The organism is Xanthomonas graminis pv. graminis, from assembly GCF_030168915.1.
Classification (GTDB): Bacteria; Pseudomonadota; Gammaproteobacteria; order Xanthomonadales; family Xanthomonadaceae; genus Xanthomonas_A; species Xanthomonas_A translucens.
This window is the reverse complement of sequence record NZ_CP076255.1, coordinates 2,855,188-2,868,506: the sequence shown is the minus strand read 5'-3', so window position 1 is coordinate 2,868,506 and position 13,319 is coordinate 2,855,188. Positions and strand designations below refer to the sequence as shown.

Here is a 13,319-nt window from a genome sequence, read left to right as displayed (position 1 = left end):
GGAGCGACTTCAGTCGCGACGAGCGCAGCGGCGGTCCTTCCGGCTTCGGACGTTGTCGCGTCTGAAGCCGCTTGTGTCTGGAGATTGCTCTACAGTTTGAGTGGAGAGCGATGTGCGGCACGCCGACAGGCCGTAGTGTTCAAGCACGTGTAGGAGCCAGGGCGGCCGCACATCGACCTCGTTGCCTAGCCCGAACAGTTGAACGAGCGTTCGCTCGAACTTCACAAGCGTGGGCAGCGACGAGGTGGCTCTCTCCTGTCCCCCAGTCTACCTAACGCTTATGCCTCTTTGGATCGGTATCGATGTGGCCAAGGACACCTTGGCCGTCCACGTGCTTCCCCTGGACCAGTTGCTGTCCTTTCCCAATACCGCCCAGGGCCACCAGCGCCTGTGCGACCACCTTGCCGGGCACTGCGTCGGCAACGCGCTGCTGGAGGCCACCGGCGGCTACGAACGGGCGGTGATGACGGCACTGGCCACGGCAGGGATCCCGGTGACCCGGATCAATCCGCGCCGGGCACGCGCTTTCGCCACGGCCTTGGGCACAACCGCCAAGACCGATCCGCTGGATGCGGCCTTGCTGGCGCGCATGGCTCACCTGGTGCAAGCGCCCGCGCCGGCTCCCGATCCCTTGCGTGAGCAACTGCGCATGCTGGTCCAGCGCCGCGAGCAACTGGTCCAGCAACGTGACGACGAGCGCCGTCGCTTGCATCAGGCGACCCTGGCCATGGTGCGCGCGTGCCTGATCGAGCAGATCGGCGACGTGCGCCGCCGTATCCAGCGGATGAACCAGGCGATCAAGCAGGTGCGGTGCCAGCTCGACGATGCGCTGGCGCACGCCCTGGGCACGGTCCCGGGCATCGGCGAGGTCACCACCGCCAGCCTGATGGCCTATCTGCCCGAACTGGGGACGCTGGATCGTCGCCAGATCGCGGCCCTGGTCGGCCTGGCTCCCTACAACGTGGACAGCGGGCAGCACTGCGGCAAACGCCGCATCCGCGGCGGGCGTGCCACGATCCGACGAGTGCTGTACATGGCCTGTTGGAGCGTTGTGCGCACTCAAGCCTCCTTCAAGGAGCGTTATCAACAGTTACGGGCACGCGGCAAGCCCGCCAAGGTCGCCATCACCGCATGCATGCGCGTGCTGCTTATCCGACTCAACGCCATGGCACGAGATCGCACACCATGGCGTGAGGTTATCGGATGAGAAGACAGTTGCTCCTACAGTGCACCCACCCGGCTATCCGCAGGCCGTTGTAGGAGCGGCTTCAGCCGCGACGAGCGAAGTGGTGAATTGCCAGAACGGGCCTGCAGTCGGGACTGAAGTCCCTCCCGCAAAAGACCTCGTAGCTTGACTGCGCTGCGGAAGCCCTTGTGGGAGCGACTTCAGTCGCGACGAGCACAGCGGTGGTCCTTCCGGCTTCGGGCGTTGTCGCGGCTGAAGCCGCCTGCCCGTTTCACAACACCCGCAAACGTCCGCTCTGCGCCAACTCCACCGCGCGCGCCGTTGCCGCCGCTCCGGGTGCCGCCAGTTCCGTGTCCTGGCGCATCCGCACCGCGACCTCGTGCGGACACGCCGGACCCTGCGCGCCGCGCAGACACTTCCGCCCGGGAAGCGGTTGCGCCTACAGTCGTCGTCTCACTGCCCGGAGGTTCCATGCGCCCCATCGCCGTCCGCTTGCTCGTCACCGTTATCGCTGCCGCGCTGGCCGCTGCCGCCCAGGCGCAGACCGCGCCGATGACCCCCGACATCACCGGCAAGGCCTTCGTCGCGCCGACCGCGGCCAACGACTACGTCAAGCGCGAGGTGATGATCCCGATGCGCGACGGGGTCAAGCTGCACACGGTGATCGTGCTGCCCAAGGGCGCGCAGCATGCGCCGATGCTGCTGACGCGCACGCCCTACGACGCCAGCGGCCGCGCCAGCCGGCTGGCCTCGCCGCACATGCGCGACCTGTTGCCGCAGGGCGACGAGGTATTCGTCGACGGCGGCTACATCCGCGTGTTCCAGGACATCCGCGGCAAGTACGGTTCGCAGGGCGACTACGTGATGACCCGGCCGCTGCGCGGGTCGCTCAACGGCAGCAAGGTCGACCACGCCACCGACGCCTGGGACACCATCGACTGGCTGGTCAAGAACGTGCATGAGTCCAACGGCAAGGTCGGCATGATCGGCTCGTCCTACGAAGGCTTCACCGTGGTGATGGCGCTGACCGACCCGCACCCGGCGCTGAAGGTGGCCGCGCCGGAAAGCCCGATGATCGACGGCTGGATGGGCGACGACTGGCTCAACTACGGCGCCTTCCGCCAGGTCAACTTCGACTACTTCACCGGCCAGCTGAGCAAGCGCGGCAAGGGCAGCGGCATCCCGCGCCACGGCCACGACGACTACAGCAATTTCCTGCGCGCCGGCTCGGCCGGCGACTACGCCAAGGCCGCCGGCCTGGAGCAACTGCCGTGGTGGCACAAGCTCACCGAGCACCCGGCCTACGACGCGTTCTGGCAGGACCAGGCGCTGGACAAGGTGATGGCGCGCACCCCGCTGAAGGTGCCGACGATGTGGCTGCAGGGCCTGTGGGACCAGGAGGACATGTGGGGCGCGATCCACAGCTACCAGGCGATGGAGCCGCGCGACGCCGGCAACGACAGGAACTACCTGGTGATGGGGCCGTGGCGGCATAGCCAGGTCAACTACGACGGCTCGGCGCTGGGCGCGCTGAAGTTCGACGGCGACACCGCGCTGCAGTTCCGCCGCGACGTGCTCAAGCCGTTCTTCGACCAGTACCTGGTCGATGGCGCGGCCAAGGCCGACACGCCGCCGGTGTTCATCTACAACACCGGCGAGAACCACTGGGATCGCCTGCAGGCCTGGCCGCGCAGCTGTGCGCAAGGCTGCGCGGCGCGCAGCAAGCCGCTGTACCTGGGCGCCGGCGGCACGCTGTCGTTCGACGCGCCGACGGCCGGGCAGGGCGACTACGCCGAATACGTGTCCGACCCGGCCAAGCCGGTGCCGTTCGCGCCGCGCCCGGTCGCGTTCGGCGACCGCGACATGTGGACCACCTGGCTGGTGCACGACCAGCGCTTCGTCGATGGCCGCCCGGACGTGCTGACCTTCGTCAGCGCGCCGCTGGATGCGCCGCTGCGCATCGCCGGTGCGCCCGAGGTGCACCTGCAGGCCTCCACCAGCGGCAGCGACAGCGACTGGGTGGTGAAACTGATCGACGTGTATCCGGACGAAATGGCCTCCGATCCGAAACTGGGCGGTTACGAACTGGCGGTGTCGATGGCGATCTTCCGCGGTCGCTACCGCGAGAGCTTCGAAACGCCCAAGCCGATCGCGCCGAACCAGCCGCTGGCGTACCGCTTCGGCCTGTCCACCGCCAACCACACCTTCCAGCGCGGCCACCGGGTGATGGTGCAGGTGCAGTCCAGCCTGTTCCCGCTGTACGACCGCAACCCGCAGACCTACGTGCCCAACATCTACTTCGCCAAGCCGGGCGACTACCAGAAGGCGACGCAGCGCATCTGGCACACGCCGCAGCAGGCGAGCTACATCAGTCTGCCGGTGCGCTGAGCGGGCGGGCGCCAGCCGCACGGCGATCGCTGGCGCCGGCGCCGGCAGTCTGGCGGCCGCACTGCACGCGACCGCCAGACCGGTACGGCGGCGCCCGTTCGCGTGGCCGGCATGCCGCGGCACACCGCACAGGGGCGGCGGCGGCGAACTGCCGGTGACCGTGGCAGCGCGCCCGCTGCCGTCTCGGGCAGGGCTACACCGGCGGTGCCGGCGCTGCGTGCGGTGCCGGAGAGGCCTGCGATGTCGGAGAGGCCGGCGGCGACGGCAACGGCACATGCAGATCCTGATACGGAATGCGCTCATCCAGGGACGGCTCGCCATAGCCGAGTTTGCGCACCACGGTCGGAACAGATTCGAACACCGCGTTCATGCCATCGACGATGGCGGTGCCGAGTCGGTGCAGGAAATTGCGCTGCTGGCCGAGCCGCTCGTGCAACTCTTCCGGGCTGATCGTGCGTTCTTCGGCATCCATCTGTTGGCTGGCACGGATGAGAATGGTCTGCGCCAGGCGTGCGTGCTTGGTATCGTGGGAATCGAAGACCTTGGGGATATTGACGCGGCTGCTCAGCGCCAGCGCGTTGAGCGCGATTGCCTCGATCGGATTGAACACGGTGCTGCGGAAGATGCGCAAGACCCGTTCCGACAGCACGCCGGTCGCCTTGTCGCTGGCGATCAACGGGATCAGGCCGACCATCGCCGCCACGCCCATGGATTTGACCGCGGTGCTTTCGCCTGGCCCGATCTCCAGCGCATGCTTGGTCATCTGCTCGACCGTTTCCCGCGCCGAGTCCGCGTCGGCAGGCGCCGCGAGCACGCCCGCTCTCATGCTCTGGAACAGGCCTGCGCGCAGGTGTTCCTCGTTTTCCTTCACTTCGGGCGGAATCCCCGACGCTGAGCCGAAGATGGCCGCTTCGGTCGTCAGCACGTTGGCGGCAAGGTCCACGGGCCGTGACTGGAAGCCGGCGTATTGCAACAGGTTGTTGGGAAAGGAAACCACCGAGGAGATCGCGCCGGCGGTCGTGGCCTTGCGCAGCAAAGCGCTCAGCGGTTCGCTCTCGCCTTTCATGCGCTGCATGATGGACAGCACACACATGGTGTCCAATGTCTCGATCAGCATGGGCGGCACCGAATCGATGCCTGCCAATTGCAGCGCATGCTTGCTCGGCGAATAGTGGGCGCCGAAGAAGATGTCCTTCAGTGCCGGCGCCGCTTTCAATTCCCAAAGCGAGCCGAGTACGCTGCTCACGGCAAGGCTGCCGAGCAGCCCGATTGGAACCGTCTCTTTCTTGGTGGCGGCGTGCAGCAGCGACTGCGCGCCCAGGCGCACCAGTAGATCGCGGTCGCAGCGGACGCGTTGGTTGACGTTTATCTCCAGAGGGTCGTCGTTGGAGGTGATGATGGGGGCATGCAAGGCCAGGAACTGTGCTGCAGTCAACTCTTCGCCGTCGTGGGGGATCTTTGCATTTTCGCCAAATGCGCTCGCGCCTTTTTCGATGGCTTTTTGCAACACGGCAATATGAATGTCGCCCTTGACATCGTCGTAAACGCGCGCACCCGACGGATCCGTGGGGGAAAGCAGATTCGCTTGCTTGACCATGAAGGCGTCTTTGAAGGCTTCCAGCGCGACCTCGAGGTGAGGGTGAGCGCGTATTTCCAAGGTCGTGGGGGCATGGGGATTGCTTGCGATCGGTCCTGGCAGCGGATGGTTGGCTTGCACGAACGACAGCAATGCATGGATGACCGGATCATCGGACACCAGCCTTTGATTCTCCAGGCGCACCGCGCCGGCATGCAGGGTTTTGCCCGCAACCGCATCGGCGGATCCCGGCGGCAGCGATTGCTGTGCGTCGGCCGAGGCGACGCTGCCGCTGTCCGTGTTCGCCGAGGTCGTGGCGTTCGGGGTTTGTTGGGCCTGCAAGGCGCGACGCGGCGGCCTGCCTAGCGCTGCGACGGGCAGGTCGGTATGGCGGTTGCCCTGTTCCAGGTCGGGCTGCGACGCCTCCGCGTCGGTGTGCGGATGCTGCGCCGGCATGATCAGCGGAGTGTGCGATGACGAGTTTATCGATGCAGAAGGATGCATGTTTATTTAGTATCCATGGAAAGGATTCAGAGCGTCTGGATAAACGCGACGCGCAGCTTAGTGGCTGGCCTGGAACACGACGACGCGATCCCGAAGCGGCGCTGCCCTATGCGAATTCGGCGGCGGATTTGTCTGCGAAGCGAACCATCGCGCGCGATGGCCGAATGGCGCCAGTCACGCCCATGCTCGGCGCGCAGCGTCGCGTGTTCCTCGCCAATCCCCCATGCGCGCGGTCTGCGGCATCGCCGCGCGCCGGTTCGCGCGTGCTGCCGGAACATCGGGTCGTTTGCGCACACGGCAAGGTCGCGCGGCCGCAGTCTGCTGCAGCGCGCGGTTAGCGGCGGCGAGAGGGCGGATCCGCCGCACGCGGCGGCCGGCCGGTTCTGCCAGGCGGCGTCACCGCGCTGCGCGCTGCGGACACAAAAAAAACCCGGAAAACTGAGGTTTTCCAGGCTTCTTGTGACCTTGAAACTGGTCGGGGAGACAGGATTCGAACCTGCGACCTCTACGTCCCGAACGTAGCGCTCTACCAGACTGAGCTACACCCCGAAGGAGCCGCACATGATACGGGGCTCGCCCGCATTCGGCAAGATCCCTTGCGAAAAAATTTCAGTCGGCGGCGTCCGGGGCGGCGCCCTCGCGGGCCTCGAACCACATGCCGTTGAGGATGGCGGCGGTGGAGGCCAGGCCGACACCGAGAATCCAGGCGAAATACCACATGCTGCGATCTCCTAAATGGATGGGGGGGCGCGTCAGTACGCGTTGGGGGTGTCGTCCAGCGATGCGGCGCTGACCTTGCCCTTCAGCACCCGGTACACCCAGGTGGTGTAGCCGATGACGATCGGCAGGAACAGCGCGGTGGCCAGCAGCATGATCCACAGGGTCAGGCGGCTGCTCGAGGCGTCCCACACGGTCAGGCTGGAGCCGGGCTGGCTGGAGGAGGGCAGCAGGAACGGGAAGATCGCAAAGCCGACGGTGAGGATGATGCCGGCGATGGCCGTGCCCGAGGCGAGAAAGGCCAGCCCGCCGCGCCGCTTGTGCAGCAGCACCGCGCTGAGCAACAGCCCGAGCAGGCCGGCCACCGGCGCCAGCGCGGTCAGCGGCATCGTCTGGTAGTTGTGCATCCAGCCGCCGACCTGGCCCAGCACCGCGGTCTTCAGCAGCGGGTTGGTGGCGCCGTCGGTGACCACCGGTGAGGTCACCGCATAGCCGGGCAGGCCCAGCGCCACCCACACGCCGCCGCTGGCGAACAGCGCGCAGGCCACCAGTGCCGCCACGCTGCCGTAGCCGGCCGCGCGCTCGGCCACCGGGCCGTCGGTCTTCAGCACCAGCATCGCCGCGCCGTGCGCCACCAGCATGCTCACGCTGAGCAGGCCGGCGAGCAGCGCGAACGGCATCAGCAGGCCGAAGAAGCTGCCGGTGTAGAACACCCGCAGGGTGTCGTCGAAGTGGAACGGCACGCCCAGCACCACATTGCCCACCGCCACGCCCATGATCAGCGCCGGGATGAAGCCGCCGACGAACAGCGCCCAGTCCCAGCCGTTGCGCCAGCGCTGGCTGGGCAGCTTGCCGCGGAACTTGAACCCGACCGGGCGCAGGATCAGCGCGAACAGGATCACGAACATGGCCAGGTAGAAGCCGGAGAAGCTGACCGCGTACAGCGGCGGCCAGGCGGCGAAGATCGCGCCGCCGCCGAGCACCAGCCAGACCTGGTTGCCTTCCCAGACCGGGCCGATGGTGTTGACCACCAGCCGGCGTTCGGCGTCGTTCCTGGCCACGAACGGCAGCAGCGCGCCGACGCCCAGGTCGAAGCCGTCCATCACCGCGAAACCGATCAGCAGGATGCCGAGCAGCAGCCACCAGATCAGGCGCAGCGTGGTGTAGTCCAATGCAATGAAGTCCATCGTGGTTCTCCTGCCGGGATCAGAGTTGACCGGCGGCCGCAGGGGCGGCGAGCGGGGTGGCGGGGCGCGCGGTCGGTTGCAGCAGCGCGGGCAGATCGTCCGGGCCCTTGCGGATCGCCTTGAGCATCAGCTTGATCTCGATGACCAGCAGCACGCTGTAGATCGCCACGAAGCCGGCCAGGGTGATCACGATCTCGTGCAGGGCCAGGCCGGAGGCAGCGTAGAAGGTCGGCAGCACGCCTTCCACCGCCCACGGCTGGCGGCCGTATTCGGCGACGAACCAGCCGCATTCGATCGCGATCCACGGCGCCGGCAGGGACCACAGCGCCAGCTTCAGGAACCAGCGCTGGTCCTCGAAGCTGTGCCTGCACGAGAACCACATCGCGGCGACGAAGAACGCGATCAGGTAGAAGCCCAGGCCGGCCATGACCCGGAACGTCCAGAACAGCGGCAGCACGCGCGGCACGGTGTCCAGCGCGGCCTTGGAGATTTCTTCCGGGGTGGCATTGAGGATGTCGTCGCGGTAGCGCTTGAGCAGCAGGCCGTGGCCCAGGTCCTGCCAATGACGGTCGAACACCTCGCGCGCCTGCACGTCGTTGCGGTCGGCCTTGAGCCGCTCCAGCGCGCCGTAGGCGATCTGGCCGCCGCGGATGCGGTGCTCGGCGCGGCCGACCAGTTCCAGGATGCCGGGAATCGGCGTGTCCAGCGAGCGCGTGGCGACCAGCCCCATCAGGTACGGCACCTTGATCGCGTAGTCGTTCTTGCCGGTGGCCTGGTTGGGGATGCCGAACGCGGTGAAGTCGGCCGGCGCCTGCTCGGTCTCCCACATCGCCTCGATCGCGGCCAGCTTCATCTTCTGGTGTTCGTTGGCGGCATACCCGCTCTCGTCGCCGAGCACCACCACCGGCAGCGAGGACGCCAGGCCGAACGCGGCGGCCACCGCGAACGAGCGCCGCGCGATGGCGCGGTGCGTGCCGCGCAGCAGGAACAGCGCGCTGATCGACATCACGAACACCGCGCCAGTGACGTAGCCGGCGCTGACCGTGTGCACGAACTTGGCCTGCGCCACCGGGTTGAACACCACCGCCATGAAATCGACCACTTCCATGCGCATCGTGTCCGGATTGAACACCGCGCCGGTCGGGTTCTGCATCCAGCCGTTGGCGATCAGGATCCACACCGCCGACAGGTTGGTGCCCAGCGCCATCAGCCAGGTCACCATCAAGTGCTTGACCGGCGACAGCTTGTTCCAGCCGAAGAAGAACAGGCCGATGAAGGTGGCTTCCAGGAAGAACGCCATCAATCCCTCGATCGCCAGCGGCGCGCCGAAGATATCGCCGACGTAATGGCTGTAGTACGCCCAGTTCATGCCGAACTGGAATTCCATGACGATGCCGGTGGCCACGCCCATCGCGAAGTTGATGCCGAACAGCACGCCCCAGAACAGCGCCATGCGCCGCCAGACCTCCTTGCGGGTCATGACGAACACACTCTCCATGATCGCGATCATGAACGACAGGCCGAGGGTGAGCGGCACGAACAGGAAGTGGTACATCGCGGTCATGGCGAATTGCAGCCGCGACAGCTCGACGACAGTGGTGTCGATCATGGCTGTGCTACCTCGTGGAAAATATGCATCTGGGTGGCCGGGTGGCGGTAGGTTGAAGCCGATGTTCCGCTTCCGCCGCGCGCGCGGCCTTGATCCAGATCAATGCGGGTTCCGGCCGCGACCGGCACCGTGACGGCACGCGGCGGTCCCGGCCGGGATGCCGACTTACAATGGCGGCCTGTTCGCCGCGCAGAGTCCGTTTTGACCGATCCCGCCGAGTCGTCCGCCGCACCGCCTGCCGCATCGCCGCACCTGCGGCAGCAACGCGTGCGCTGGCTGGCGTCGCTGGCCAGCGCGGCGCGTGGGCGGCAACGGCTGGCCGCGGCCGCGATCGGCCTGTCCGGGGCGCTGCTGATCGTGCAGGCCGGCGCCATCGCCTGGTTGCTGCAGGCCTTGCTGGTGGAGCGTCGCGAACTGCAGCAGGCGCTGCCCGCATTCGCCGTCCTGGCGCTGGTGCTGGCCGTGCGCGCGCTGCTCGGCGCCTGCGCGCAGCGCGCCGCCGGCGACGTCGCCGATGCGGCGAAGTTCGAACTGCGCCGGCGCGTGTACCGGCGCCTGCTGCAGCGCGGCCCGCTGTGGCTGCGCGGCCAGCGCAACGGCGAACTGGGCGAATTGCTGCTGGCCCACGGCGACGCGCTGGACGGCTACTACGCCGGCTACCAGCCGGCGCGGCTGGAAGTGAGCGTGGTGCCGCTGCTGATCCTGCTCGCGGTCGGCTGGAGCGACTGGGTGGTGGGCCTGCTGCTGCTGTGCACCGCGCCGCTGGTGCCGATCTTCATGATGCTGGTGGGCTGGAGCGCCGAAGCCGCCGGGCGCCGCCAGCTGCGCGAACTGGCGCGGATGGGCGGGCACTTCGCCGATCGGCTCAAGGGCCTGGGCCTGCTGCGCCTGTACGGCCGTGGCGAGGACGAACTGCGCGGCATCGCCGCCGCTGCCGAGGGCGTGCGCGAACGCACCCTGAAAGTGCTGCGCATCGCCTTCCTGTCTTCGACCGTGCTCGAGTTCTTCGCCTCGGTCAGCGTGGCGATGGTGGCGATGTACCTGGGCCTGAGCTACCTGGGCATGATTGCGCTGCACGCGGCGCTGCCGACCCTGGGCGTGGGCGTGTTCTGCCTGCTGCTGGCGCCGGAGTTCTATGCGCCGCTGCGGCGCCTGGCCGCGCACTACCACGACCGCGCCAACGCGCTGGCGGCAGCGGCCGAGGTGGAGCGCCTGCTCGGCGAGCTGCCGGATGCGGCGGCATCGCTGGTGCCGTCGGTGTCCTCGCCAGCCGTTGCCGCGCCGGCGCGCTCATCGCCGGCGCCGCCGTTGTCTGCGCTCCATGCGCCCGCACGGCCGGCAGCGCCTGATGGGTCCGCCGTGCCGTCGCCTGCAGCACCTGCAACGCCTGTGGTGCCTGCAGCGCTCGCAGAGCCTGAAACGCCTTCGGTACCCGCAGTGCCCATGGCGCTGGCGATGCCGACAGCGCCGGCACAACCGCTGCTGCACGCAGAGAGGCTGACGCTGCGCCCGCAAGGCGCGCGCTGCGACGCGCTGCAGGATCTGTGCTTCAGCCTGCAGCCCGGCCAGCGCCTGGCCCTGGTCGGACCCAGCGGCAGCGGCAAGAGCACCCTGCTCGAAGCGCTGGCCGGCTGGCTGCCGCCGCGCGCCGGCAGCCTGCACCTGCGGCCCGGATTGCGCGTCGGTTACGCCGGGCAGCGCCCGTACCTGTTCCACGGCAGCATCGCCGACAACCTGCGCCTGGCCGCGCCGCAGGCCAGCGCCGCGCAGCTGCACGCCGCGGCCGACGCGGCGCAGGTCATGCGCTTCGCCGCGCGCTTGCCGCGGGGCCTGGACACCGTGATCGGCGAACGCGGCTTCGGCCTGTCTGGCGGCGAAGCGCGGCGCATCGGCCTGGCACGGCTGCTGCTGCGCGATCCGCAGCTGTTGCTGCTCGACGAACCCACCGCCTTCCTCGATCCGGACACCGAGGCCGAACTGTTGCGCACGCTGGCGACGTTCAGCCACGGCCGCAGCGTGATCGTCGCCACCCACAGCGAAGCGGCGATGCGCTGGGCCGACAGTGTGCTGCGGCTGCCGGCGCGGGTGCCGGTGGACGACGCGATCGGAGCCGTGCGATGAGTGGCCCCGCGCGCGACGACGACCTGCGCAGCGTGTTCGGCCGCCACCTCGGCCGCCTGCTGCTGACCGCGCTGCTGCTGTTGTGCACGATGCTGGCCGGGGTCGGCCTGCTCGGTCTGTCCGGCGGCTTCCTGACCGCCGCGGCGTTGGCCGGCGTGGCTGGCATGGGCAGCAGTTTCAATTTCTTCTCGCCCTCGGCCGGCATCCGCGCGCTGACCTTCGCCCGCATCGCCTCGCGCTACGGCGAAAAGCTGGTCGGCCACGACGCCACCTTGCGCATCGCCCGCGACCTGCGCGTGTGGTTCTTCCGCCGCGCGCTGCCGCTGGCGCCGGCCAGGCTCGGCGCCAGCCGCACCGGCGAACTGCTGGCGCGCTTGATGTCCGACATCGGCGAGGTGGATGGCCTGGTGGTGCGCGCCTTGGCGCCGCTGGCGGCGCTGCTCGGCATCGGCGTGGCCGGCGTGGCCGCGGCGGCGGCGATCTACTGGCCGGCGGCGCTGCTGCTGGCGGTGCTGGCATTGGCGATCGGCGCCGGCGTGCCGTGGGTGGTCGCGCGCGGCGGCCGCGTGCGCGAGCAGCGCCGCGCACAGCAGCGCGAGACGCTGCGCACGCTGGCCTACGAAGGCCTGGAAGGTGCCGCCGACCTGGCCGCGCTGGACGCGCAGGCCGCCTGGATCGCGCGCGTGGACGCCAGCGCGCACGACCTGCGCGCGCAGGACCGGCAGCAGCGGCAGCGCCTGATCGGCGGCAATGCGCTACACGCGTTGTGCGCCGCGCTGGGCTTGCTGGCGATGCTGTGGCTGGCGCTGGGCGCGGCGCGTGCCGCGCTGATCGGCGCCGAACAGGCGGCCGGATTGCTGTTCCTGAGCGTGGCCCTGCTCGAAGTCTGGGCCGGTGCCGGCCTGGCCTGGCAGGCGCTGCAGTCCGGCCGCGTTGCCGCGCAGCGGCTGCAGGCCATCGCCGGCCAGGCCGCGCCGGTGGCCGACGCCGCGCGGCCGCAGCCGCTGCCCGCCGCCGGCGACGTGCAGTTCGATGCCGTGGTCTTCGCCTGGCCCGGCGAAACCCGGCACGTGCTCGACGGCATCGACCTGCGTATCGCGCCGGGCGAGCGCGTGGCCATCTGCGGCGACAGCGGCAGCGGCAAGACCACCTTGTCGGCGCTGCTGCTGCGGCTGTGGGATCCGCAGCAGGGCAGCGTGCGTTATGCCGGCGTGGACCTGCGCGAGCTGGCCCAGGCGCAATGGCACCAGCGCATCGCCTGGCTGCCGCAGGGAGCGCCGGTGTTCGCCGGCAGCGTGCGCGACAACCTGCGCCTGGGCGCGATCGATGCCGACGACGCCAGCTTGCAGCGTGCGCTCGCCGACGTGCGCCTGGACGCATGGCTGCACGAAGTCGGCGGCCTGGACGCCTGGCTGGGCGAAAACGGCGCGACCATGTCCGCCGGCCAGGCGCGGCGCCTGGCCCTGGCCCGCGCGCTGCTGCGCAACGCCCCGCTGCTGGTGCTGGACGAGCCCACCGAAGGCCTGGACGTGGATACCGCACAGGCCCTGCTGCGCGACCTGACCCAGGCGCTGGGCCAGCGCAGCCTGCTGCTGATCAGTCACGACGCGCTGCCGGACGGCGTGGTGCATACGCGCTACCGCATGCAACAGGGACGGCTGCAGGCCGAGCCGTAGCATCGCGGGTACCGGCGGCGATGATCGGAGCGGCGCATGGGCTGAAGCTGGATGCAGTCGGGACTGAAGTCCCTCCCACAAGGGCGGTAGCATGCCCTTGCCTCGTCGCGCAAACGGTTTCGTGTGGCCTCGGGCCATGGCATGGCCCGCGACGAGCGAAGCCGCGAGCCATCCATCCGCGACCCCATCTCGGGGCCGAACTATCTGTCGGGGCTGAAGCCCCTCCTACATGACGCGGCAGATTCCCGCGCTCGCAAGACGCTCCCTGTAGGAGCGCCTTCAGGCGCGACCGGCATCCATGCAAGACATGCGATCTGCCCTGCTAGACCTCTTGCCGAGCCCGTCTTCGCGAACC

At 68.8% G+C, this 13,319-nt stretch carries 9 protein-coding genes and 1 tRNA gene; 5 read left to right on the top strand and 5 right to left on the bottom strand.

The window, feature by feature from the left end; all coding sequences use genetic code 11:
- The first annotated feature begins 280 nt into the window (after window positions 1-280).
- Both KHF85_RS12435 and KHF85_RS12430 read left to right on the top strand, forming a co-directional pair.
- Complete coding sequence (locus tag KHF85_RS12435; protein WP_284566813.1) at window positions 281-1,207, top strand: IS110 family RNA-guided transposase; 927 nt, start codon at window positions 281-283, stop codon at window positions 1,205-1,207.
- A 450-nt stretch (window positions 1,208-1,657) separates the two neighbouring features.
- Complete coding sequence (locus KHF85_RS12430; protein WP_284566897.1) at window positions 1,658-3,574, top strand: CocE/NonD family hydrolase; 1,917 nt, start codon at window positions 1,658-1,660, stop codon at window positions 3,572-3,574.
- Window positions 3,575-3,767: 193 nt separating this feature from the next.
- On the opposite strand, the gene xopB is transcribed toward KHF85_RS12430, so the two are convergent.
- A complete protein-coding gene (xopB, locus tag KHF85_RS12425; RefSeq protein ID WP_284566896.1) occupies window positions 3,768-5,654 on the bottom strand; it encodes a XopB/HopD1 family type III secretion system effector in 1,887 nt (628 codons plus the stop codon).
- Here xopB and KHF85_RS12420 point away from each other — a divergent pair.
- Window positions 5,624-5,992 (top strand): hypothetical protein, encoded by a 369-nt coding sequence (locus KHF85_RS12420; RefSeq protein WP_284569615.1) that lies wholly within the window; start codon window positions 5,624-5,626, stop codon window positions 5,990-5,992. The genes xopB and KHF85_RS12420 overlap by 31 nt on opposite strands.
- Window positions 5,993-6,126: 134 nt before the next feature.
- Here the strand turns inward: KHF85_RS12420 and KHF85_RS12415 are convergent.
- From KHF85_RS12415 to KHF85_RS12400, 4 genes are all read right to left on the bottom strand, one after another.
- Window positions 6,127-6,203, bottom strand: a tRNA-Pro gene (locus tag KHF85_RS12415).
- 60 nt (window positions 6,204-6,263) lie between these two features.
- Window positions 6,264-6,374, bottom strand: a complete 111-nt coding sequence (gene cydX, locus KHF85_RS12410) for a cytochrome bd-I oxidase subunit CydX (RefSeq protein ID WP_003470310.1) — start codon at window positions 6,372-6,374, stop codon at window positions 6,264-6,266.
- 32 nt (window positions 6,375-6,406) lie between these two features.
- Window positions 6,407-7,558 (bottom strand): cytochrome d ubiquinol oxidase subunit II, encoded by a 1,152-nt coding sequence (gene cydB, locus KHF85_RS12405; protein ID WP_284566895.1) that lies wholly within the window; start codon window positions 7,556-7,558, stop codon window positions 6,407-6,409.
- A gap of 19 nt (window positions 7,559-7,577) precedes the next feature.
- Entirely contained in the window at window positions 7,578-9,167 is a 1,590-nt protein-coding gene (locus KHF85_RS12400; protein ID WP_284566894.1) for a cytochrome ubiquinol oxidase subunit I, read from the bottom strand.
- A gap of 201 nt (window positions 9,168-9,368) precedes the next feature.
- Here KHF85_RS12400 and cydD point away from each other — a divergent pair, with 201 nt between their 5' ends.
- Together cydD and cydC are read left to right on the top strand one after the other, a co-directional pair.
- The gene (gene cydD, locus KHF85_RS12395; RefSeq protein WP_284566893.1) at window positions 9,369-11,288 is read left to right on the top strand and encodes a thiol reductant ABC exporter subunit CydD; all 1,920 of its coding nucleotides are present in this window, start codon (window positions 9,369-9,371) and stop codon (window positions 11,286-11,288) included.
- Window positions 11,285-12,964: a thiol reductant ABC exporter subunit CydC gene (gene cydC, locus KHF85_RS12390; RefSeq protein WP_284566892.1), complete on the top strand. Its 1,680-nt coding sequence runs from the start codon at window positions 11,285-11,287 to the stop codon at window positions 12,962-12,964. The genes cydD and cydC overlap by 4 nt, the downstream gene beginning before the upstream one ends.
- The last annotated feature ends 355 nt before the right edge of the window (window positions 12,965-13,319 follow it).